At 72.6% G+C, this 21,483-nt stretch carries 18 protein-coding genes and 2 pseudogenes; 14 read left to right on the forward strand and 6 right to left on the reverse strand.

Annotation, left to right across the window (positions count from 1 at the left end; genetic code table 11):
• Positions 1-9 precede the first annotated feature (9 nt).
• Positions 10-1,077 carry a succinyl-diaminopimelate desuccinylase gene (gene dapE / locus Phou_RS23370; protein ID WP_173057950.1) on the forward strand — a complete coding sequence of 356 codons (1,068 nt, stop codon included), beginning with the start codon at positions 10-12 and terminating at the stop codon, positions 1,075-1,077.
• Here dapE and Phou_RS23375 read toward each other — a convergent pair.
• A complete protein-coding gene (locus tag Phou_RS23375) occupies positions 1,074-1,214 on the reverse strand; it encodes a hypothetical protein (RefSeq protein ID WP_173052367.1) in 141 nt (46 codons plus the stop codon). The two genes, dapE and Phou_RS23375, sit on opposite strands and share 4 nt — an antisense overlap.
• Before the next feature lie 114 nt (positions 1,215-1,328).
• Here Phou_RS23375 and Phou_RS23380 point away from each other — a divergent pair.
• From Phou_RS23380 to Phou_RS23400, 5 genes and pseudogenes are all read left to right on the forward strand, one after another.
• A pseudogene (locus tag Phou_RS23380) lies at positions 1,329-2,151 on the forward strand (LOG family protein).
• Position 2,152: 1 nt separating this feature from the next.
• Positions 2,153-2,698: an LOG family protein gene (locus Phou_RS23385; RefSeq protein ID WP_173057951.1), complete on the forward strand. Its 546-nt coding sequence runs from the start codon at positions 2,153-2,155 to the stop codon at positions 2,696-2,698.
• A gap of 97 nt (positions 2,699-2,795) precedes the next feature.
• Positions 2,796-6,040 (forward strand): annotated as a pseudogene (locus tag Phou_RS23390) (ATP-dependent helicase).
• The gene (locus tag Phou_RS23395) at positions 6,037-9,315 is read left to right on the forward strand and encodes an ATP-dependent helicase (protein ID WP_246273701.1); all 3,279 of its coding nucleotides are present in this window, start codon (positions 6,037-6,039) and stop codon (positions 9,313-9,315) included. The pseudogene Phou_RS23390 and the gene Phou_RS23395 overlap by 4 nt, the downstream one beginning before the upstream one ends.
• Positions 9,312-10,481, forward strand: coding sequence for a winged helix DNA-binding domain-containing protein (locus tag Phou_RS23400; RefSeq protein WP_173057952.1), 1,170 nt, complete (start codon positions 9,312-9,314; stop codon positions 10,479-10,481). The genes Phou_RS23395 and Phou_RS23400 overlap by 4 nt, the downstream gene beginning before the upstream one ends.
• Before the next feature lie 90 nt (positions 10,482-10,571).
• Here the strand turns inward: Phou_RS23400 and Phou_RS23405 are convergent, their stop codons facing one another.
• Positions 10,572-10,973 (reverse strand): pilus assembly protein CpaE, encoded by a 402-nt coding sequence (locus Phou_RS23405; RefSeq protein WP_173057953.1) that lies wholly within the window; start codon positions 10,971-10,973, stop codon positions 10,572-10,574.
• A 75-nt stretch (positions 10,974-11,048) separates the two neighbouring features.
• On the opposite strand from Phou_RS23405, the gene Phou_RS23410 reads away from it, so the two are divergent.
• From Phou_RS23410 to Phou_RS23430, 5 genes are all read left to right on the forward strand, one after another.
• Positions 11,049-11,636, forward strand: a complete 588-nt coding sequence (locus Phou_RS23410) for a winged helix-turn-helix domain-containing protein (protein ID WP_173057954.1) — start codon at positions 11,049-11,051, stop codon at positions 11,634-11,636.
• On the forward strand, positions 11,633-12,925 hold the full coding sequence (locus Phou_RS23415) for an MFS transporter (RefSeq protein ID WP_173057955.1): 1,293 nt from the start codon (positions 11,633-11,635) through the stop codon (positions 12,923-12,925). Before Phou_RS23410 ends, Phou_RS23415 begins: the two co-directional genes overlap by 4 nt.
• 187 nt (positions 12,926-13,112) lie before the next feature.
• On the forward strand, positions 13,113-13,316 hold the full coding sequence (locus Phou_RS23420; RefSeq protein WP_173057956.1) for a hypothetical protein: 204 nt from the start codon (positions 13,113-13,115) through the stop codon (positions 13,314-13,316).
• A gap of 86 nt (positions 13,317-13,402) precedes the next feature.
• Positions 13,403-14,254 carry a hypothetical protein gene (locus Phou_RS23425; protein WP_173057957.1) on the forward strand — a complete coding sequence of 284 codons (852 nt, stop codon included), beginning with the start codon at positions 13,403-13,405 and terminating at the stop codon, positions 14,252-14,254.
• Positions 14,255-14,283: 29 nt separating this feature from the next.
• Positions 14,284-15,138: a hypothetical protein gene (locus Phou_RS23430; RefSeq protein WP_173057958.1), complete on the forward strand. Its 855-nt coding sequence runs from the start codon at positions 14,284-14,286 to the stop codon at positions 15,136-15,138.
• 157 nt (positions 15,139-15,295) lie between these two features.
• Here Phou_RS23430 and Phou_RS23435 read toward each other — a convergent pair whose 3' ends face one another.
• Positions 15,296-16,138, reverse strand: coding sequence for an MOSC domain-containing protein (locus Phou_RS23435; protein WP_281365049.1), 843 nt, complete (start codon positions 16,136-16,138; stop codon positions 15,296-15,298).
• A gap of 50 nt (positions 16,139-16,188) precedes the next feature.
• On the opposite strand from Phou_RS23435, the gene Phou_RS23440 reads away from it, so the two are divergent.
• Genes Phou_RS23440 through nudC form a run of 3 tightly spaced genes read left to right on the forward strand, consistent with a single transcriptional unit; the run spans position 16,189 to position 19,729 of the window.
• The gene (locus Phou_RS23440; protein WP_173057959.1) at positions 16,189-17,496 is read left to right on the forward strand and encodes a M16 family metallopeptidase; all 1,308 of its coding nucleotides are present in this window, start codon (positions 16,189-16,191) and stop codon (positions 17,494-17,496) included.
• Positions 17,493-18,800: a M16 family metallopeptidase gene (locus tag Phou_RS23445; protein ID WP_173057960.1), complete on the forward strand. Its 1,308-nt coding sequence runs from the start codon at positions 17,493-17,495 to the stop codon at positions 18,798-18,800. Before Phou_RS23440 ends, Phou_RS23445 begins: the two co-directional genes overlap by 4 nt.
• Positions 18,797-19,729 carry an NAD(+) diphosphatase gene (gene nudC, locus Phou_RS23450; RefSeq protein ID WP_173057961.1) on the forward strand — a complete coding sequence of 311 codons (933 nt, stop codon included), beginning with the start codon at positions 18,797-18,799 and terminating at the stop codon, positions 19,727-19,729. Before Phou_RS23445 ends, nudC begins: the two co-directional genes overlap by 4 nt.
• 209 nt (positions 19,730-19,938) lie before the next feature.
• Here the strand turns inward: nudC and Phou_RS23455 are convergent, their stop codons facing one another.
• From Phou_RS23455 to Phou_RS23465, 3 genes are all read right to left on the reverse strand, one after another.
• Positions 19,939-20,136, reverse strand: a complete 198-nt coding sequence (locus Phou_RS23455; protein ID WP_173057962.1) for a DUF397 domain-containing protein — start codon at positions 20,134-20,136, stop codon at positions 19,939-19,941.
• 10 nt (positions 20,137-20,146) lie between these two features.
• Positions 20,147-21,043 carry a DUF5753 domain-containing protein gene (locus Phou_RS23460; RefSeq protein ID WP_246273703.1) on the reverse strand — a complete coding sequence of 299 codons (897 nt, stop codon included), beginning with the start codon at positions 21,041-21,043 and terminating at the stop codon, positions 20,147-20,149.
• Between the two features lie 187 nt (positions 21,044-21,230).
• Complete coding sequence (locus tag Phou_RS23465; protein ID WP_173057964.1) at positions 21,231-21,473, reverse strand: mycoredoxin; 243 nt, start codon at positions 21,471-21,473, stop codon at positions 21,231-21,233.
• Positions 21,474-21,483: the final 10 nt, after the last annotated feature.

A 21,483-nucleotide genomic window follows, 5' to 3' on the forward strand; every position in this document is an offset into this window, starting at 1 on the left:
GTGCCTGACATGGCGAACCCGCTGACCCCCGACGTCATGTCCGACCCGGTCGCGCTCACCCGCGCGCTGGTCGACATCGAGTCCGTCTCCCTCCACGAGAAGGAGATCGCCGACTGCGTGGAGGAGGTACTGCGGGCGGCGCCCCACCTGTCGGTGCAGCGCTACGGCAACACGGTGATGGCCCGCACCGACCTCGGCCGGTCGCAGCGCGTCGTGCTCGCCGGCCACCTCGACACCGTCCCGCTCAACGACAACTTCCCGGCGTCCATCCAGGGTGACCTCATCTACGGCTGCGGTACCGCGGACATGAAGTCGGGCGTCGCGTTCGCGCTGCACCTGGCGGTGAGCGTGCCCGAGCCGCGCTTCGACGTGACGTACTTCTTCTACGAGGCCGAGGAGGTCGACTCCCAGTACAACGGCCTCACCCTTGTCGCCGCCGCCCACCCGGAGTGGCTCACCGCCGACTTCGCGGTGCTGCTCGAGCCGACGTACGGCGTGGTGGAGGCGGGCTGCCAGGGCACGCTGCGGGCGATCGTCCGCACGGCCGGCCGGCGGGCGCACTCGGCCCGCTCGTGGCGGGGGATCAACGCGATCCACGCGGCGGGCGAGGTGCTGCGGCGGCTGGAGGCGTACGAGCCGCGGACCGTCCCGATCGACGGCTGCACGTACCGGGAGGGACTCAACGCGGTGCGTATCCGTGGCGGCGTCGCCGGCAACGTCGTGCCCGACCTGTGCGAGATCGAGGTCAACTACCGGTTTGCGCCGGACCGGAGCGAAGCCGAAGCGCTGGCGCACGTGCGCGAGGTCTTCGACGGCTTCGAGCTGGAGGTGGTGGACTCGTCGGGCGGCGCCCTGCCCGGTCTCTCCGCGCCCGCCGCGCGGGAGTTTCTCGCCGCTGTCGGCGAGGCGCCGGTGGCGAAGCTGGGCTGGACGGACGTCGCGCGGTTTGCCGCCCTCGGGATACCGGCGCTGAACTTCGGCCCCGGCGACCCCAACCTGGCGCACGCCCCGGACGAGCACGTCGAGATCGGCAAGATTCGCGACGGCGCGGCGACGCTGCACCGCTGGCTGAGCTAGCCGACCTTGACCTGCGACGTCTCGGACTCGGAGGCGCCGGTCGAGCGCTGGTTGGCGGCCTGACGCCGCTCGGCCACCACGTCCCGGATCCGCCGCTGCATCTGCCGGCGGAGTTTAATCATCTCGTTTCGGGTCATCACGGTCGTCCCCTCCCCGTTCCGTGGATACCCAGTATGTGTTAGGTATGACGCCTGTCGCGCTGGTTTGGTTGCATCCCTTAGTACGAGTCCCAGACCACTACGGTTGATTCCATGAACCACATAAACCGTGGCCGCATTCCTGGTCCGGAGCGTCATCGGGGGCAGTCACACTGCGTCGTGAGGCGATCCCGCGGAGTACCGCCGATGAGCGGCTCCTCGACTCACGCCAGCGTGCCGAGTGGAAAACGAAGGACGCGTGGCGTGCGTTGCGGATCCTGTCCGAGTTTGTCGAGGGGTTCGACACGCTCGCCGATCTGCCGCCCGCGGTCAGCGTCTTCGGCTCGGCTCGCAGCAAGCCGGACAGCCCCGAGTGCGAGATGGCCCAGCGGCTGGGCGCGGCACTGGCCCGCGCCGGATACGCGGTGATCACCGGCGGGGGCCGGGCGTGATGGAGGCGGCCAACCGGGGTGCCAACGAGGCCGGCGGGCTCTCCGTGGGGCTGGGCATAGAGCTGCCGTTCGAGCAGGGCATCAACGAGTGGGTCGACATGGGCATCGACTTCCGGTACTTCTTCGCCCGGAAGACGATGTTCGTGAAGTACGCGCAGGCGTTCGTCGTGCTGCCCGGCGGCTTCGGCACCATGGACGAGCTGTTCGAGGCGCTCACGCTGGTGCAGACCGGCAAGGTGACCCGCTTCCCCGTGGTGCTGATGGGCTCGGCGTACTGGAGCGGCCTTCTCGACTGGCTGCGCGGCACAATGGAGGCGGAGAGCAAGATCGGCCCGGCCGACCTCGACCTGATGTGCGTGACCGACGACGTCGACGACGCCGTGCGGTACATCGTCGAAGCCGAGGCCGCGCTCGCCGCCGAGCAGGAGGCCCTCAAGGAGACCGCGGCCGCCCAGGCGGAGGCGGCCGAGCAGGCGAGGGAGTGACGTGGCCGCGATCTGTGTCTTCTGCGCCTCGTCCCGGCACCTGGAGCAGCGGTGGCTCGACCTCGCCGACGCCACCGGGCGGGAGATCGCCCGGCGCGGCCACACGCTGGTCTCCGGCGGCGGCTGCGTCGGGATGATGGGCGCCGTGGCCGACGGTGCCCGGGCCGGCGGGGCGTACACGGTGGGTGTGATCCCGCAGGCGCTGGTCGACCGCGAGATCGCGGACACGGCCTCCGACGAGCTGGTGGTCACCGACGGCATGCTCAGCCGCAAGGGGCTGATGATCGAAAAGTCGGACGCGTTCCTCACCCTCCCGGGTGGACTTGGCACGCTGGACGAACTCTTCGAGGTCCTGACCACGGCGATGCTCGACCAGCACCGCAAGCCGGTCGCGATCGTCAACCAAAACGGGTTCTACACCGGGCTTGTCGAGTGGTTGCGCGGCCTGGCCAGCACGTCCTTCGTACGCCAGGAAGCGCTCGACCTGCTGATCGTCGCCGACACGGTGCCCGCCGCGCTGGACGCGATCGAGGACCGCCTGGAATAACGCCTGACTCCCCTCTGACCGCTGGTCCTCGCGTCGCGGACCCGCGACGCGAGGACCAGCGGCGAAAATATCGTACGGCCGTGGTTCGATGGGCGGCGTGCAGGCGTACCGGTTGGTCCGCCGCCCGGCCGAGGCCGTGCCGGAGCGGCTCGCAGATCCCTTGCAAGGGCATGTCGTCGGACACACCGATGGGCCGCTCCTCGTGGTGGGCGGGCCCGGCACCGGCAAGACCCGCACGCTCGTCGAGGCGGTCGCGGCCCGCGTCGAGGAGGGCACCGACCCCGAGCGGATCCTGGTCCTGACGTTCGGCCGCCGGTCGGCCACGTCGCTGCGCGAGCGCATCGAAGCCCGCGTCGCTGGCCCTCGGGTCGTGCACGAGCCGCTGGTGCGCACGTTCCACGCGTATGCGTTCGGCCTGCTCCGCCGTGCCGCCGCCGAGCGTGGCGAGCCCTCGCCGCGGCTGCTCACCGGTCCCGAGCAGGATCTCGTCATCCGCGAGCTGCTCGCGGAGGCGGAGGAGAGGTGGCCGGTCGGGCTGCGCCCGGCGCTGCCCACGCGGGCCTTCGCGCAGCAGCTGCGTGACCTGCTGCAGCGCGCCGCCGAGCGCGGGGTCACGCCGGCACACCTGGCCGAGCTGGGCGAGCGGCTCGGCCGCCCCGACTGGCCGGCCGCCGCGACCTTCCTCCGGGAGTACGTGTCGGTCCTCGCCCTCCGCGACGCCACCACGCGCGGCTCGGTCGGCTACGACCCGGCCGAGCTGATCCGCGCCGCGGTGGGGATGTTCGCCGACGACCCGGTGCTGCTGGAGGCCGAGCGCTCCCGCCTGGCGTATGTGTATGTGGACGAGCTCGCCGACACCGACCCGGCCCAGGTCGAGCTGCTGTCCCTTGTGGCCGGCGGGGGCAAGCCGGTGGTGGCCTTCGCCGATCCGGACTCCTCGACGTTCGCCTTCCGCGGTGCCGACCCGGGCGGTGTCAGCACGTTCACCCACCGGTTCCGCACGGTGTCGGGTGCGGTGGCGCCGACCGTCACGCTGCACGCCAACTACCGCACCGGCGGCGAGCTGCTCGCGGCCACCGGGCGGCTCGCCCGCCGCCTCCGCGGGCCGGCGGGACATCGCCGGCAGGCACCGGCCGCCGAGGTCGCGGCCACCGTCGAGGTGCGCAGCTTCCGGTCCGGCACCAGCGAGTCGGGGTACGTGGCGCACGCGCTCCGCCAGGCCCACCTGCTCGACGGGGTGCCGTGGTCGCGGATGGCCGTGCTGGTCCGCTCCACCCACCTCCAGCTCGCGCCGCTCCAGCGGGCCCTGCACGCGGCGGGCGTACCGACCGTGACCCAGGCCGAAGACCTGCCGCTGCACCTCCAGCCGGCGGTCGCCCCGTTCCTGCTGCTCCTGCGGTGTGCCCTGGAGCCCGAGCGGCTCGACGAGGAGACGGCCGTCGTGCTGCTGCACTCGCCGCTCGGCGGCATCGACCCGCTGGGCGAGCGGCGGCTGCGGCAGGGGCTGCGGGCACTCGCGCTCGCCGCCGGCGACCCGCGCCCTTCGGGCGAGCTGGTGGTCGACGCGCTGCGCGAGCCGGCCGAGCTGGCCGCGATCGACCGCCGGTGGGCGGCGCCCGCCAAGGCCATCGCGGGGCTGCTGGCCACCGCGCGGGAGGCGGCGGCAGCACCGGCCGCGACCGTCGAAGACGTGCTGTGGGCGGTGTGGCGGGCCAGCGGCATGGCCGAAAGGTGGTACGGGCTGACCGCCCGCAGCGGACCGGTCGGCGACCCGGGCGAGGAGCGGGGCCTGCAGTGGCGCGGCGTGGCGGCCGACCGCGACCTCGACGCGATGGTGGCGCTCTTCGACACCGCCGCGCGCTTCGTCGACAGGCTGCCCGGCGCGCGCACCGAGGTGTTCCTCGACCACGTCTTCGGCCAGCAGCTGCCGGCCGACACGATCGCGCCGAGCGCCGACCGCGGGCAGGCGGTGCGGCTGCTCACCGCGCACGCGGCCAAGGGTCTTGAGTGGGACGTCGTTGTCGTCGCCGGCGTGCAGGAGGGGATCTGGCCCGACCTGCGGCTGCGCGGCAGCCTGCTCGGCTCCGAGCGCCTTGTCGACGTGCTTGCCGGCCGGGCCGACGGCACCGGCGTCGCGGCCTCGCTGGTGGGGCAGACCTCCGCGCTGCTCGACGAGGAGCGGCGGCTGTTCTACGTGGCGGCCACGAGGGCCCGGCGGCGCCTGCTGGTGACAGCGGTGGCATCGGCCGCGGTGGGCGGCAGTGACCACGAGGAGCAGCCGAGCCGCTTCCTGAGCGAGCTGCTGCCATCGGAGGAGTCCGAAGTGGACAGCGCCGAGGACCGGGGGCCGATCGAGGTGCCGGTCGGGCGCCTGCCCCGGGCTCTCACGCTGCCCGCGCTGGTGGCCGAGCTGCGCACGGCGGTGGCCGACCCGACCGCGCCCGCATCCCGCAAGCGCGCGGCAGCCAACGAGCTGGCGCGCCTGGCGCTGGCCGGTGTGCCCGGCGCGCACCCGCAGGACTGGTGGGGTTTGCGCGAGCTTTCCGACGACCGCCCGCTGGTCGACGAGGGCGAGCCGGTCAAGGTCACACCGTCCACGATGGAGAGCGCGCTGCGGTGCAGCCTGCGCTGGCTGCTGGAGCGGCACGGCGGCGGTGCCCCGCCCGGCCCGGCGCAGGGCGTGGGAAACCTCGTGCACGCGGCGGCGATGCTCGCCGAAGACGCGGCCGTCGACCGCGAGCGGCTGGTGGAGTACATCACGGGGCGGTTCGACGCGATCGAGCTGGCCGCACGGTGGCTGGCCGGCGCCGAGCAGGCGCGCGCCGAGTCGATGGTCGACAAGCTGCTGCGGTGGCTGGCCACTAACCCGCGGCGGCTGCTCGCGATCGAGCAGGAGTTCGCGGTGCGGCTGGCAGACCCGCTGCGCCCGATCGACCTCACCGGGCGGGTCGACCGGCTGGAGGTCGACGAGTCCGGCCGTCTGGTCGTGATCGACCTCAAGACCGGCAAGTCCGCGGCGGTGACCGAGGCGGAGCTCGCGGAGCACCCGCAGCTGGCGGCATACCAGGCGGCGGTCGAGGCGGGCGCGTTCGAGGAGCACGGTGACGAGTCCGGCGGCGCCGCGCTGGTGCAGCTCGGCACCCCCACCAAGGAGGCCAAGGAGCAGGGCCAGGCCGCGCTCAGCGAGGGGAGGAGGGCTGGGCCGGCGCGCTGGTACGGCGTACGGCCGAGACGATGGCCGCCTCCACATTTCACGCGGTGGCCAACTCGCGGTGCCGCGTCTGCCCGGTGCGCACCAGCTGCCCCATCTCCGGCAAGGGGCGCCAGGTGGTGGAGCCGTGACCTCGCTCGAGCTCTTCCCCGCGACGACGACGCACGCCGCCGCCGGCCCTCGCTACACGCCGCACGAGCTCGCCTCCATGCTGCGGCTGCACGCGCCGACGCCGGAGCAGGCGGCAATCATCTCGGCGCCGGTGGAGCCGCTGCTCGTCGTCGCTGGTGCCGGCTCGGGCAAGACCGAGACGATGGCCGCGCGGGTGTTGTGGCTCGTCGCAAACGGGTACGCGAGCCCGGAGCAGGTGCTCGGCCTCACGTTCACCCGCAAGGCGGCCGGCGAGCTTGCCCACCGCGTGCGCACCAGGCTGGGGCAGCTTGTGCGCCGGCTCGGCCGCGAGGAGCTGCTGGCCGGCGAGCCGACCGTGGCCACCTACCACTCGTACGCGGCGAGGGTCGTGGTCGAGCACGGCCTGCGCGCCGGGTTCGAGCCGTCGGCGCGGCTGCTCACCGAGGCGTCCCGCTGGCAGATCGTCGACCTGCTCGTGCGCAACTACAACGGCGACATGTCCGACGTGCCGTTCGCGCCGTCCACTGTGACCGATGCCGTGCTACAGCTCGCGAGTGAGCTGGCCGAGCACCTGGTCACCACCGACGAGCTGGCCGCGTGGACGGGTCGGTTCTTCGCCGACGTCCAGGCACGGCCGGGCAAGGTGGCCGCGGCGGTGCGCGACGCGCTCGTCCGGCAGCAGGTGCGGCTCAAGCTGCTGCCGCTCGTCCGGGCGTACGAGGCGCGCAAGAACGACTTCGAGGCGATGGACTTCGGCGACCAGATGGCCCGCGCCGCGCTCGTCGCCCGCGACCATCCCGAGGTCGGCATCATCGAGCGCGAGCGCTACAAGGTGGTGCTGCTCGACGAGTACCAGGACACGAGCCACGCGCAGGTGGTGCTGCTCAGGTCGCTGTTCGGGCAGGGGCATCCGGTGGCCGCGGTCGGCGACCCGTGCCAGTCCATCTACGGGTGGCGCGGGGCGAGCGCGGGCACGCTGGAGCGGTTCTCGACCGAGTTCGGTGGCACCGAGCGGACGCTCACCACCAGCTGGCGCAACAGGCCCGAGGTGCTCGGCGTGGCAAACGCGCTGTCCACGCCGCTGCGCGCGGCCGGTGCCAAGGTGGCCGAGCTGACCGCCGCCGCCCGGGTCGAGGCGCGGATCGGTGGCGCGGCCGTCCACTGTGCACTGCTCGAGTCGTTTGCCGACGAGGCCGATTGGATCGCGGAGAGCATGCTCAAGGCGTGGCGTGCCGCCGCCGGCCTGCCCGACGCGCTGGCCGAGCAGATCCCGGTCGAGGAGCGCCCGACGAGCGCCGTGCTCGTGCGGCTGCGCAGCCAGATCCCGGCGATCGAGGCGGCGCTGCGGGCCCGCGGCGTGCCGGTGGAGGTCGTCGGCCTGGGCGGCCTGCTCGACACCGCCGAGGTGCGCGACGTGGTCTGCACGCTGCGGGTGCTCGCCGACCCGACCGACGGCGCCTCGCTGCTGCGGCTGCTCACCGGCTCCCGCTGGCGGATCGGGCCCCGCGACCTCGTCGCCCTGTACCGCCGCTCGCGGGGCATCGCGGCCGCCCGCCGGGGCCTCGCCCCCGTGCCGGAGGAGCCGGAGATCGTGCCCGACCGCCTCGACGAGTCGAGCCTGGTCGAGGCACTGGCCGACCCCGGGCCGCCCCAGTCCTACTCGGCGGAGGGCTACGCCCGCCTCCGGGCGTACGGCCGGGAGCTGGCCCTCCTGCGCCACCGCCTCGACCAGCCGCTGCCCGACCTGATCGCCGACGTGGAGCGCACCACCGGCCTCGACGTCGAGGTGTCGGTGCGGGCGGGCGCCGACGCCGGCCTGGCCCGCGGCCACCTCGACGCGCTCGGCGACGTGGCCGCCCGCTTCGTCCGCGACACCGACGGCGGCACCCTCGGCGGCTTCCTCGCGTTTCTCGCCGCGGCCGAAGACGAGGAGCGCGGGCTCTCCCCGGGCGAGGTGGACGTGGTCGAGGGCGCCGTGCAGATCCTCACCGCGCACGCCGCCAAGGGCCTGGAGTGGGACGTCGTCTCGGTCGCCGGCCTGACCAAGGGCGTGTGGCCGGGGCCGGTGCGCGCCTCCGACCACTACCTCAAGGGCCTCGGCGTGCTCCCCTTCCCGCTCCGCGGCGACGCCGGCGGGCTGCCCCGGCTCGACCTTGAGGAGGCGGAAGACCAGCGCGCCGTGGCCGCGGCGGTCGAAGCGTTCAACGACGAGTGGGCGGCACACGACGAGCGCGAGGAGCGGCGTCTGGCGTACGTGGCGGTCACCCGCCCGCGGCGCCTGCTGCTCTGCTCGGGGTTCTGGTGGGGCGAGGGGGTGAAGAGGCCGCGCGGCCCGTCGGTCTTTCTCACCGAGATCCGCGACCAGTGCCTCGCGGGCAGTGGCGCGGTGGTGGCGTGGGAGCCTGAGCCCGCGCCCGATGCGGCCAACCCGACCTCCGAGGTCGTCGCGACCGCGGAGTGGCCGTCGGATCCGCTCGGCCCTCGACGGCCGGCGATGACCGACGCGGCCGCGCTGGTGCGGCAGCGGATGGCGGCCATCGTGGAGGATGCCCCGCCCGAGCCCGAGACCGAGCTGGATCCACAGGCCGAGGGGTGGGCCCACGAGGTCGACATGCTGCTGGCCGAGCGCGACCGGCTGGCCCGCCGCGACGAGCCCACCGAGATCGCGCTGCCCGGCCACCTCTCCGTCTCGCAGCTGGTGACACTCCGGCGCGATCCGCAAGGCCTGGCGCGGCAGCTGCGCCGGCCGATGCCCTCGCGACCCGATCCCTACTCCCGGCGGGGCACCGCCTTTCACTTGTGGCTGGAGCAGCGCTTCGGCGCGAGCCGGCTGCTCGATGTCGACGAGCTGCCCGGCGCCGCGGACGAGGACGCGGCGCCGGACGAGGCGCTGGCCGAGCTACAGGAGCGCTTTCTGGCGAGCGAGTGGGCGGATCGCACGCCGGTCGAGGTGGAAACCCCATTCGCTACCGTTATCGCCGGTGTGGTGGTGCGCGGCCGCATGGACGCGGTCTTCGCCGATCCGGGTGGGCGCTATGACGTGGTCGACTGGAAGACCGGCCGTCAACCGTCCGGTGTGGAGGCTCAGGCGGCGGCGGTGCAGCTCGCCGCATACCGCCTGGCGTGGGCCGAGCTCGCTGGTGTGCCGGTCGAACATGTGCGGGCCGCCTTTCACTATGTGCGCGAAGGGGTGACGGTGCGTCCGGCCGATCTGTTGAACGCCGACGGGCTCGCCGCGCTGCTGACCTCCGTGCCCGTGGGGGAGGCACCGTGAGAAAGGTCGAGGTCGGGGAGCGGCGGGCCCGGCTGCAGGTGCGCCATCACCTGGCCGACGGCGCCAAGGCCGGCGACCCGACCGAGGCGGCCCGCGGTGTGGTGGCGCTGCACTCGACCGACCCGGCGTCGGTCTTTCTCTCCCTGCACGCGCGCACCGCGCCGTCGAGCGTCGACGACATCGAGCGGGCGCTCTACGAAGAGCGGTCGCTGGTGCGGATGCTGGGCATGCGGCGCACGATGTTTGTCGTGCCGGTGGAGCTGGCGCCGATCGTGCAGGCGTCCACCACCGACGCGATTGCCGTGGTGCAACGCCGCAAGTACACCCAGATCCTCGTCGACGCCGGGGTGGGCGACGGTGCCTGGCTCAAGGAGGTGGAGGAGGCCGCCGTGGCGGCGCTTGTCGCGCGGGGCGAGGCGACCGGCGCCGAGCTTTCGGCCGACGAGCCCCGGCTCCGCACTCAGGTGCTGATGGCGGTCGGCAAGCCCTACGAGGCCAAGATCAACATCACGACCTGGGTGCTCTTTCTCCTGGCCGCCGAGGGTCGCATCGTGCGCGGCCGCCCGCGCGGCTCGTGGATCAGCAGCCAGTACCGCTGGTCGCCGGTCGAGGCGTGGCTGCCCGGCGGCATGGCGGAGGTGCCCGTCGAGGAGGCGCGCGCCGCGCTGGTGCGCCGCTGGCTCGCCGCCTACGGCCCGGGCACCGCGGCCGACATCAAGTGGTGGACCGGCTGGACCGCCGGCCAGGTCAAGCAGGCGCTCACCGCCGTGCGGCCGGTCGAGGTGGACCTCGGCGGCACCACCGGGCTGCTGCTGCCCGACGACGCCGAGCCGGTGGCCGCGCCCGACCCGGCGGTCTCCCTGCTCCCCGCCCTCGACCCGACGCCGATGGGCTGGCAGGAGCGCTCCTGGTACCTCGGCGAGCACGGGCCCGCCCTCTTTGACAGGTCGGGCAACGTCGGCCCGACCGTGTGGTGGGACGGCCGCATCGTGGGCGGCTGGGCGCAGCGGTCGACCGGCGAGGTCGTCTACCGGCTGCTCGAAGACGTCGGTCGCGATGTGGCCGTCGCGGTGGAGGCGAGCGCGGCCCGCCTCACCGAGTGGATCGGAAGCGTGCGGGTCACGCCCCGCTTCCGCACGCCGCTGGAGCGTGAGCTTGTCGCCTGAGGGTCGCCGGTTCCACTCGTGGTCCCCGTTGTTCGTACGCATGTTCGAATAATACGGCGACCCCCTGACATTTGATCTTGTCTGAGGGGCTCAGCGGGCGGCTTGGATCAGGTGCAGGAGCGCCTCGCCATACGCCTCGGCGGCCTCCGCGGCGGTGAACTCCTGCGCGGCGCCAAGCACCTCGATCGTCACCCGATGGCCGACGCCATTGCGCTCCAGGCGGCGGAACGTCCCGCCGAGCATCTTTCGCAGCTGATCCTCGCGGGGCAGCCAGATGGCCTCGTCCTTTTCCACATCGTCCAGCGCCCACTCGGTGGTGCCGTTGAAGCCGATGATCTGCCCTTCGGGCAGGTCGTGCACCTCGACCGTCATGTTGCTGAGCACGAACACGTCGTCGAGGTCGCGGTCCGGTATCGCGAACCGGTCTCCGGTCGCCGGCTTCCAAGCAAGGCCGGCTTCTCGTAGCCGGATAGCAAGATCGAGAGGAATCACATTCTCATCGTGCCATCCAGTACCAACGCAAAGGAAATTTTGCAAAAAAGTCTTTGCGATCGTACGGTGAGACGCATGGTGAAGCCGTACTACGAGCCGAACGTCCACGACACCGAGACGCTTCGCGCCGTCGCGCACCCCATCCGCTCGCGGATCCTGGGCCTGCTGCGCTACGAGGGCCCGGCCACCGCCTCCCAGCTCGGCCGGCGGCTCGACGAGTCGAGCGGCTCGACCAGCTACCACCTGCGCCAGCTCGCCCGCTACGGCTTCGTCGAGGAAGATCCCCACCAGCCCAACCGGCGGGACAAGCGGTGGCGGGCCACCCATGCGGTCACCAGCTGGCGGCGGGCCGACGGCTCGTCAGACCCGGAGTGGCGGCAGATCAGCGACGCGCTCGGGCGGCGGCAGCTGCTCAAGGCCGTCGACCAGTACCAGCGGTGGGCCGCCGGCGAGGAGCGCTTCGACGAGCAGTGGGAGTCGACCGGCGGCTTCTTCGACAACATCCTGGCGCTCACGCCCTCGCAGCTCGCGCAGCTCGACCGCGACCTGATGGAGGTCTTCGACCGGTACCGCACCCAGCCGCCACCCGCCGAGCCCGGCGAGCCGGTCCGCCACGTCGCCGTCTACCAGCAGCTGCTGCCGTTCGAGGACGTGCCGCTGTGATCACCGCCGTGCAGGCGCAGCGCCGCTACCTGTTGCTGACCGGGCTGCGGTGGTCGGCGACCGGCCTGATCCTGCCGGTGCAGGTCCTGCTGTACGCCGTGCGCGGCATCGACCTGCCGACCATCGGCCTGCTCATGGCCCTCTACTCCGGACTCGTCGTCGTGCTTGAGCTGCCCACCGGCGGCCTCGCCGACCAGCTGGGGCGGCGACGCACGATGCTGATCGCCTCGGTCTTCCTGGTCACGACTCCGCTGATCGCCGCGTTCGCGCAGGTGTGGTGGCACTTCGCGGTGGCCGCGGTCAGCTCCGCGATCGGCCGCGCGCTGGGCTCCGGCCCGGTCGAAGCGTGGTACGTCGACACCGTCCGCGCCGCCGACCCCACCGCGCCGCTGCGCCGCGGCATCTCGTGGGGCTGGGCGGTCGAGTGCGTCGGGCTCGGCGGAGCGGCGATCGTCGGCGGCGCGATCCCGCAGGCCTTCCGCGGCCTCCCGGACGACGGCCTGATCACGCCCATCTCGGTGCCCGCGCTGGCCGCCGCCGGTGTCGCGGCCGTGAGCCTGGCCGCGCACGCCGCGCTGATGAAGGAGCCACCGAGGCCCGCGGCGGTCAACCTGCGCGCGGTCTTCCGGGCCGTGCCCGCCCAGATCTCTTTCGGTGTACGGCTGGCAGCGGCCGACCCGGTGATCAGACTGCTGGTCCTGCGCACGGCCGCGTTCGGCCTGGCGATCAACACGCTGGAGACGCTGTCCCCGCTCCAGTTCGCCAACCTGCTCGGCGGCGCCGAGCGCGGCGCGGCCGCCTACGGGCTGCTGGCGGCGGGCGCGTTCCTCGGCACGGCGGCGGGTGCGGCCTCGGCGCCGGCCCTGTGCCGGGTGGGCCGCTCGGCCCCGCTCTCCGTCGCCGCCGTCTGCACTGGACTGTCTACAGTGGCGCTGGGTGCCATCGCGCTGGCGGCGGCGGGGATCGGCGGCTTCGCGCTGGCCGCGGTCGCCTACCTCGGCGCGTACGTCCTCTCTGGACCCTCGGGCCCCCTCGCGGCCGAGGCACTGCACGAGCGGGTGAGCGAGCGGGAGCGGGCCACGCTCGTCTCGGTCATGTCGCTCGGGCAACAGCTGGGCGGCTTCGTGGGAGCGCTGGCGATCTCCCGGCTGGCCGCCTCGGCCGGGTACGTGTACGGCTGGCTGGCCGCCGCCGTGGCGCTCGCCGGTGCCGCCTTCGTCACCCTGCGTGCTGGGCGACTCGGCCGGGCCGTCCCGGGGGCGCTTTCGACCGTGAGCACGCTCCGTTAGACCCGGGAGTTCATTGATTTGCGTCCGATGGGCGACTGTATCGAGACGCGGCTTGCCCGATCCTGTCTTGTAGGGGCAATGAACCACTTTCGATCTTGGTTGCGGGCCAGCGGTTCGTAATCACGAAATCGGGGCGCCGGAGCCGGCTGCTTGAGATCGAAACGGTTCATTGGGGAAGAGGGTGGTCATGACCGGAGCGGGCACGGGGGCGCTGCGCGAGATCCTCGTCGTGCTGGCGCTCGCGTTGGTCGGCCTGTTACTCGCCGTGGTGGCGGCGTTCGCACCCTGGTATGCGACGCCCGCCGACGCCGGGGGTGGTGCGGTGGTCGAGATGCACTCTCCGCAGCGACCCGGCCCGGGCACCGGGGGAGTCGCGGTCGAGGCCGGCTGACCCGCCACCGTTGACCTCGGCCCACGGCTGCGCCGGCTGGGGGCCCTGGGGCCCGCGTCGCGCCTTGGTGGTGTTCACTGGGAGGCATGCCTGCCAACACTGACCCGCAGCCGTGGGGTGCGGGCACGGTGACCAGGATCGGGACGCCGGCTCTGCCGCCGCCGGCCGCCCCGCCACCACCGGCGCCGCCGGCAGATCGGGGTCGGGAGCGGCGGCGGCTGTGGTGGTTTGCCGGTGCGGCCGGCGGGATGCTCGTCATCGGCTTGGTGCTGGTGCTCGCGTTCACGCTTTCGGGCGGCGTCGAATCGTTCGGCGACAAGCCGTCCGGCCCGTCCGACGTGCGGCCTCCGCTCGCCCGCGCCTGCCCCGCGCCGAGCGGACTCACCGAGCCGGAGCCCGTCGACCCCGGGCCGCCACCGAGCGGGGCGCGCACGGACGACGAGGAGGCCGGCATTTCTTACCCGGCCTACGGAGCGCCCTGGGTCGCGTGGAACAGGGTGTGGAACGCCGGCACGCTCGAGGTGCCGTACAAGGTGGGGCAGCATTTCATCACCGAGACGTACTCCGGCGGCACGTACCACGCCTCGATCCTGTCGGCCGCCGTGCCCGCGGCGGACAACGACGCGGTCGCGATCAACCTGGAGTGCGTGGGTCGCCAGGTCGCCGCCGACGTGCGCGCCGAGTACTACCCGCAGCCCACGACCATGGACCTGCACCGCGACGAGCGCACCACGCTCGGCGGGCGGCCGGCGTGGCTCACGATCTTCCGGCTTCACTTCAACCGGTCGGGGCTGCAGGCAAAGGACGAGCTCGCCGGCGTCGCGGTGATCGACGTGGGCAAGCCGACCGCCGCCGTGCTGTACGTGTCGATTCCCGGCACGCACCGCCAGTTCGACTACGTGGTCGACGAGGTTTTCAAGGCCGTACGCCCCCTTTGAGTGAGGCTCCGGTGTGGCAGCATACGCGGGTGTCGATACGGGGATGGTTGCTGCTCGCGTGTGCCGGCTTCGGGGTGACGCACCTCGTCGGTGAGCTCTTCGGTACGCCGCTCCTGCCCTCCGCGGAGCTGCTCGCCTGGGTCGCGCTCGCGGCCTACCTGGCGGTCGCCGGCCGCGACGCCCCGCTGCGCGTGCGGCTCGCTCTCGGCGCCGGCCTGGTCATCCTGATCGTGCTCCCCGCCGGTGCCCTGTTTTCCACAGTGGACTCCGGTGGCTTCGGGTGGGTGGCGCTCAGCGAGGCGCCCCGGCAGAGCGCGCTCGACGTCGCGGCGGAGGCGGTGCGGGAGGACGCGCCGGTGCTCATCGCGTACGCGTGTCTCGCGCTGGCCGCGCTCTTCCTGCCGAAGCGGCGCACCCGGGCCGGCATCGCGCTGGCGGTGGTGGGCATCGGCGTCGCCGTGGCCTACGCGGCCGTGGAGGTGTGGCACCGCGAAGGGTTTCCGCCGGTCTTGGCGGCCGTGCCACCGCTGCTCGTGGCCGTGCTCGCCTTCCTTGTCGCGAGCCGCGTCTCGTCGTGGGTCCTGCGGGCCGGCCTGGCTCTGCTCGGGCTCGCGGCCGTCGCGCTGCTCGGCGACGTGCTCGACCGCGTCTACCTCTATCCCTTCTACGAGCCGCTCGACGGCGGGGACGCCTTCCTCGAACCCGGCTTCCGCTACAGCACCGGAAACACCGCCGCGCCCTCGCTCGCCGCGACGCTCGACCCGCCCGCGCTCGGTTTCGCGCTGATCCCGGTCATCCAGCTCGCCGCTGCCGCCGCCATCACCGCCGGCTGCCTCCACCGCCCGGCCACCCCGCCCGAGCCTTCCGAACCGGCACAGGCCTGACCGCGACCCCGTTCGGTCTTGCGCCGCGGACCCGGCAGCGGAGGCCGGGGTTTCGGCGAGCCCTGGCGAGCCGCCGGCCGGAGCGGTGCCCGCGGGAGCATGCGGTCCGCAACTGGCGCGGACCGGGGCATATCGGTTGGTTTGTAAAAGCGTCTGGCTACGGGTGCAACACCTCGACCGGATCGCCCACCGCGATCTCGCCGAGCGTCTGCGGCACGAGCTGGATGCCGAACCAGGCCCATCCGCCCGACCGGCGGTGCCGGGCGAGCGTGCGGATCGGCTCCTTGCCGCCCTCGCGGCTGTCCGGGTCGATCGTTGTCATCACGCAGCGCCCGCAGGGTCCGGCGACGCGGAAGTCGACCGGGCCGAGGCGCAGCCGCTGCCAGTCGTCTTCGGCGAAGGCGGGTGCGCCCTCCACCACCACGTTGGCCCGGAAACGGCCCACTTCCAGCGGCTCGGGCAGCTCCTCGCCGCGCTCGACGGCGGTCTCGGCGATCCAGTCGTCCAAGCGGCGCAGGGAGCCGAGCGTGACCACGTGGATCGGTGCGGTGTCGCCGAGCTGGTACACGTCGCCGGGCAGCCCGCCCACGTCCGACGGCACGGCGCGCGCGGTCGGGTCGGCCAGCCACACAAGGCGTGCGGGACGGCCCAGCGTGGCGGTCAGCCACTCGTCGGCGGCGTCGCCACCCGCGGCGGCGTGGTCGAGGTTGATGAACCCCACGGGCACGTCGTGCACCGGCTCCGGCCGGGGCACCACCAGGTCCGGTGCGCCGGGCGCGGTGAGCCGCAGGCTGTCGCCGGGCAGGTTTTCCGCCGTGACGGTGAAGAGGGCGCGGCACTGCCGCGCGGTGATCGGCTCGCCGTCCGGCGCGACCACGGCCCACCGCCGGTCGCCGGCCAGGCCCCAGTGCTCCACCCGCGCGCGGTCCACGGCGCGGGCACGGGTGGACTTCACGGGGTACAGGTTTATCCCGACTATGCGCACAACCAACCGTCTCACGCTGCGAGGCTTCCCGACCGCCCCGCCCGGTGACGCGCTAGTGTCGCCGTGTGGCGCGCAGACCCAAAATCCCAGCGACGAAGTACCCCGTGGAGCGGCGCACGCTCGACAACGGTCTGAGGGTGGTGCTGGCGCCGGACCGCAGCGCACCGGTGATCGGCGTCGCGGTGGTGTATGACGTGGGCATCCGCTCCGAGCCCGAAGGGCGCACGGGTTTTGCCCACCTCTTCGAGCACCTCATGTTCCAGGGCTCGGAAAACCTGGAAAAACTCGCGCACTTCCGGCACGTCCAGGGCTCGGGCGGCACGTTCAACGGCTCGACCCACCTGGACTACACCGACTATTACGAGACCCTCCCGGCCAATGCGCTGGAGCGGGCCCTTTTCCTCGAAGCCGACCGCATGCGCGGTCCGCGGCTCACCGAGGAAAACCTCCGCAACCAGGTCGACGTGGTCAAGGAGGAGATCCGGGTAAACGTGCTCAGCCAGCCGTACGGCGGCTTTCCGTGGCTGAAGCTGCCCCCGGTCATGTTCGACACGTTCCCCAACGCCCACGATGGGTACGGGTCTTTCGACGACCTGGAGAGCGCGACGGTGGCCGACGCCGCCGAGTTCTTCAAGCGCTACTACGCCAGCGGCAACGCGGTCCTCGCGGTCGCCGGCGACCTGGACCTCGCCGAGACCATGGAGATGGTCGAGCGGCACTTCGGCGATGTGCCGGCCCGACCGGCGCCGGAGCGGCCGACCTTCGCCGAGCCCGACCTGACGTCCGAGCGGCGCGAGTCGTACACCGACCCGCTGGCACCGCTCCCCGCCGTGGCGGCCGCTTGGCGGGTGCCCGACCCGATCAATGACTACGCCGCCTACCTGCCGTACGTGGTGCTGGCCGAGGTGCTCACCGACGGCGAGGCCTCGCGACTCGTCGAGCGGCTCGTGCTGCGCGACCGCATCGTGACGAGCGTCGCCGGCTACATGGGCTTCATGGGCGAGCCGTGGGAGGTCCGCGATCCCACCGCCCTCCTGCTGCAGGCCCACCTGCCGCCCGGCGGCGACGTCGACAAGGTGCTGCGCACTGTCGACGAGGAGCTTGACCGGCTGGCCACCGAAGGGCTGGCCGAGAGCGAGCTGGCGCGCACCCAGGCGCGGATGGCCACCCACCTGCTGCGCGACACCGACGCGGCGCTGGGGAGGGCGCTGCGCATGGCCGTGCTGGAGCAGCAGCGCGGCACTCCCGAGCTGCTCAACGACCTGCCCCGCCTGGTCGGCGAGGTGACCGAGGAGCAGATCCGGAAGGCCGCGGCGGCGCTGGTGCCGCAGCGCCGGGCCACGATCGAGGTCGTCGCGGGAGGAAACCAGTGAAGGCACTGCCCGACCTCGGCCCCACCCGGAAGCTGAAGCTGCCGAAGGAAGCCGAGCGCACGCTCCACAACGGCCTCACGGTCATCGCGATCCGCCGGCCGGCGGTACCGCTTGTCGAGGTGCGGCTGCGGGTGCCGTTCGCCCGCGCTAACCTGGCCCGGGCGGCCGTGCTGTCACAGACGCTCTTCTCCGGCACCGCCGACATGTCCACTGTGGAGATCGCTGCCGAGCTGCAGAAGGTCGGCGGCGGGCTGAGCGCCGGCGTCGACCCGGACCGGCTGATGGTCTCCGGCAACGGCCTGGTCACAGGGCTTGACCGGATCCTTGAGCTGCTCGGCGACGTGCTCGGCGGCGCGGCGTACCCGTCCGACGAGGTCGCCACCGAGCGGGACCGGCTCGCCGACCGGATTCAGGTGGCACAGCGCCAGCCGGCGCACCTCGCCCGGGTCGCGCTGCTCACCCGGATGTACGGCAAGCACCCGTACGCGGTGCAGACCCCCGAGGTGTCGCAGGTGCAGGCGGTGCGCCCGGCCCAGCTGCGCGCGCTGCACGCCGAGCGGCTGCACCCGGCCGGCGCCACGCTGGTGCTGGTCGGCGACATCACCCCGGAGCGGGCGCTGGACACGGCCGAGCGGGTGCTCGGCACGTGGAACGGCGGGGGCAAGCACGTGGAGCTGCCCCGTACGCCGGCGATCGAGCCGGGGCCGCTGACGCTCGTCGACCGGCCGGGCTCGGTGCAGTCCTCGATGCGCGTGGCGCTGCCGGCGGTCGAGCGCACCCACGCCGACCACGCCGCGCTCCAGCTGGTCAACCTGCTCTTCGGCGGCTACTTCTCGTCCCGCTGGACGGAAAACATCCGCGAGGACAAGGGGTACACGTACGGCCCGCACTCGGTGATCGAGCACAACGTGGCCGGTTCCTCGTTCGTAGCCGCGGCCGAAGTGGCGACCGAGGTGACCGGACCGGCGCTGCTGGAGACGATCTACGAGCTGGGCCGCCTCGCCACGCTCCCGCCGAAGGCGGAGGAGCTGGAGCAGGCCCGCCAGTACGCGCTGGGCACCCTCCAGCTCGGCATGTCGACGCAGGCCGGGCTGGCGACGCTGGCCAGCACGTACGCCGGCTTTGGGCTGCGCCTTGACTACCTGCCCCAGTACGCCGCGAAGCTGGCCGCCGCGACGCTGGACGAGGTGGCCGCCGCCGGCGCCAAGTACCTAGCGCCGGCCAACATGGCGACGATCGTGCTCGGGGACGCCGAGCGGGTCGAGGGGCCGCTGCGCGCCCTGACGGCGGTCGAGAGAGCGTGACCCTGCCGCCGCTGGCACGCTCCACTCTGGACCGCGCGGCTCACCACCGCCGTGACCCGGAGTGGCTCGCGGCGGCATGGTCCCGCGCGCGGGTTCTCGTGGTGGACACCGTGACCGGCGGCCGCGCGCTGATCGACGAGGACGGCGCCCTGGTGCTGCTGGACGCCAAGGAAGCGCCCGAGGTCGAGGTGGACCAGCGGTTGTTCCTCGGGGTCGAGCCGGACGGCACGCCGGTCTTCGCGGTCGACGCGCCGCTGCCCGAGCAGACCGGCGCCCGCGCGCTCAACCTCCGCGAGGTCGGCCACCTGCTCAGCGACCGGGACGCGGGGCTCTTCACGGCGGCTGCCGCGCTGGCGCAGTGGCACGCGGGGCATCCGTACTCCTCCACCACCGGGCTGCCGACGGCGGCGGCCGAAGGTGGCTGGACGCGCGTGGACGAGTCGGGCGCGCAGGCGTGGCCACGCACCGATCCCGCGATGATCGTGCTGGTGCACGACGGCGTCCCCGGCCCCTCGGGCCGGTGCCTGCTGGGCAACAACGCCGCTTGGGGCAGCGGCCGCCACGTGCGGCGCTTCTCCTGCCTCGCCGGATACGTCGAGCCGGGCGAGTCCGCCGAGGCCGCGGTGATCCGGGAGGTCGCCGAGGAGGTCGGCATCGAGGTCCGGACAATCGACTACCAGGGCAGCCAGGCCTGGCCGTTTCCCGGCTCGCTGATGCTCGGCTTCACCGCCGTGGGCGACCCGGACCAGCCGGTGCGGGTCGATCCTGCCGAGATCGCACACGCGCGCTGGTTTACCCGCGCCGAGATCGCGGCCGTGCTGGCCGGTGAGACGGTGGATGCGGGCGACGGTGCGCGGGTCGGCCTGCCGCCGGCCTCGTCAATCGCGCTCTACCTGGTCAATCGCTGGCTGACCGAGGCATCTGCCTAACCAGAAAGCCACCTCGGCCCGTGACCGCCGTTGCCGCGACGGTCACGGACCGAGACCGAATCCGTCGTGCCCGACAAGGCAAGGTTCGCGGCGGGGGAGCCGGAGCCGGTTACGACGGCCGTCCTGGCTTGGTGCCCATCAGGGTGCAAATCCATGCGTGGAAGTTCCACACTATGTTCGCGGAATTCGGATGATGGGGCAAGAGATTCTCAGTTCAAATCGAACTCGCCCGCTTTCGCGCTGGCAACGAAGTCGATCCATCGCTGCCGGGCGAAGATCAGGACCGGCCCTTCCCGATCTTTGCTGTCCCGCATGGCGATCGTGGTCTCCATCTCACCGACCTCCACGCAGTTGGTGTTCTGGCTGCGCGAACTCGTCCGCCAGTTGATTCGTGGACCTGCACTCATGACGCGACTCCTATCGGTCGGGCGGCGCGTTCGTCCGCTGCGGGGGGCGCTGCTGTGTGCGGCGCCGACGCTGAACCGGGGGCGTCAGTGGTACCGGCGACGTGTCCGCGTCGTCGGTTGGCGGGCCGAGGGCGGCGGCGGCCTCGGTGATCCACGTGAGCGATTCGGCTGGCGGGCGCGCGGCCTGCCGGAGCCAGTCGAAGACCCGCCCGTACCGGGCGAGCATGTCCTCTTCGGTGAGGATGAGATCGGCCGCGAGCGACTCGACCGCGACGGCGTCGGGGTCGTCGGGGTCGCCGAAGCGGTAGATGGAGAAGGCGGTCTCCGTCAGGTACCAGTCGGCGACCTTGGCCGACGACGGGAGCACCCACAGCGTCACGTTGGGCAGCTCGGCCAAGCGGGCCAAGTGGCGCAACTGGGCGGCCATGACCTGCGCGGGGCCACCGCGAGGGCCGAGTGCGGCCTCTTCGAGCACGGCCTCGTACCGCGGCGGCTCGGCCGCCCGGGTGAGTGTGGACTGCCGGGCCACCCGGGCGGCGATCTCCGTCTCCGGGTCTTCGGCGTCCTCAGGCGCGATCACCTCGCGCGAGGAGAGCAGGCGCACCCGCGTGTAACCGGGCGTCTGGAGCAGGCCCGGCAGGATCACCGGGCCGTACTCGAAGATCTCGGCGCAGCCTGCCTCCAGCTCGGCGTAGCTGCGCTGGCGTTGGGTCATCACCGGGTACGAGCGCAGCCAGCCGCGCGTGTTTCCGGCGTCCCGCGTGATGCCGATCAGCTCGTCGCGGGTGTTTCCGGCGACCTCGTAGAGGTCGAGCAGGTCGAGAACGTCGCTGAGGTCCGGGCGGCTGCGGCCGTTTTCCAGCCGGGAGAGCTTTGAGGCCGAGGCCCAGCCGACCCGCGCGATCACCTGGTCACCGGTCAGGCCGGCAGCCTCGCGCAGACGGCGTAGCTCGGCCCCAGCCGCCGACGTCGCACCATCGGACTCGGCGCAGGAGGCACCCAAACCCTCCCTCGGTCATTCGGGACGACACAGTATGAACCGATTGTGACCCGATCATGTTCTCGACCGTGGGCGTGTTCCGCAAAAGGTTTGGTCAGCCCGAGAGTGCGGCGAGGCGGTCTTTCACCTCGATGATCGAAGGATTTGTCATCGCCGATCCGTCGGGAAAGCGGACCGTCGGAACGGTCTGGTTACCGCCGTTCACGCTCATCACGTACTGCGCGGCGGCCGGATCCCGCTCGATGTCGACGACCTCATATCCGATGCTTTCCCGATCGAGCTGGGACTTGAGGCGGTGGCAGTAGCCGCACCAGTTCGTCGAGTACATCGTGAGCATATGTCGGTCC

The sequence above is a fragment of the Phytohabitans houttuyneae genome (assembly GCF_011764425.1).
In the GTDB taxonomy this organism is placed as follows: domain Bacteria; phylum Actinomycetota; class Actinomycetes; order Mycobacteriales; family Micromonosporaceae; genus Phytohabitans; species Phytohabitans houttuyneae.

Excerpts from the sequence above, each read along its gene's own strand:
- Phou_RS23425 (WP_173057957.1), top strand. The coding sequence starts at position 13,403 with ATGCCTGCCAACACTGACCCGCAGCCGTGGGGTGCGGGCACGGTGACC.
- dapE (WP_173057950.1), top strand. The coding sequence starts at position 10 with ATGGCGAACCCGCTGACCCCCGACGTCATGTCCGACCCGGTCGCGCTC.
- Phou_RS23410 (WP_173057954.1), top strand. The coding sequence starts at position 11,049 with ATGGTGAAGCCGTACTACGAGCCGAACGTCCACGACACCGAGACGCTT.
- Phou_RS23465 (WP_173057964.1), bottom strand. The coding sequence starts at position 21,473 with ATGCTCACGATGTACTCGACGAACTGGTGCGGCTACTGCCACCGCCTC.
- Phou_RS23455 (WP_173057962.1), bottom strand. The coding sequence starts at position 20,136 with ATGAGTGCAGGTCCACGAATCAACTGGCGGACGAGTTCGCGCAGCCAG.
- Phou_RS23420 (WP_173057956.1), top strand. The coding sequence starts at position 13,113 with ATGACCGGAGCGGGCACGGGGGCGCTGCGCGAGATCCTCGTCGTGCTG.
- Phou_RS23375 (WP_173052367.1), bottom strand. The coding sequence starts at position 1,214 with ATGACCCGAAACGAGATGATTAAACTCCGCCGGCAGATGCAGCGGCGG.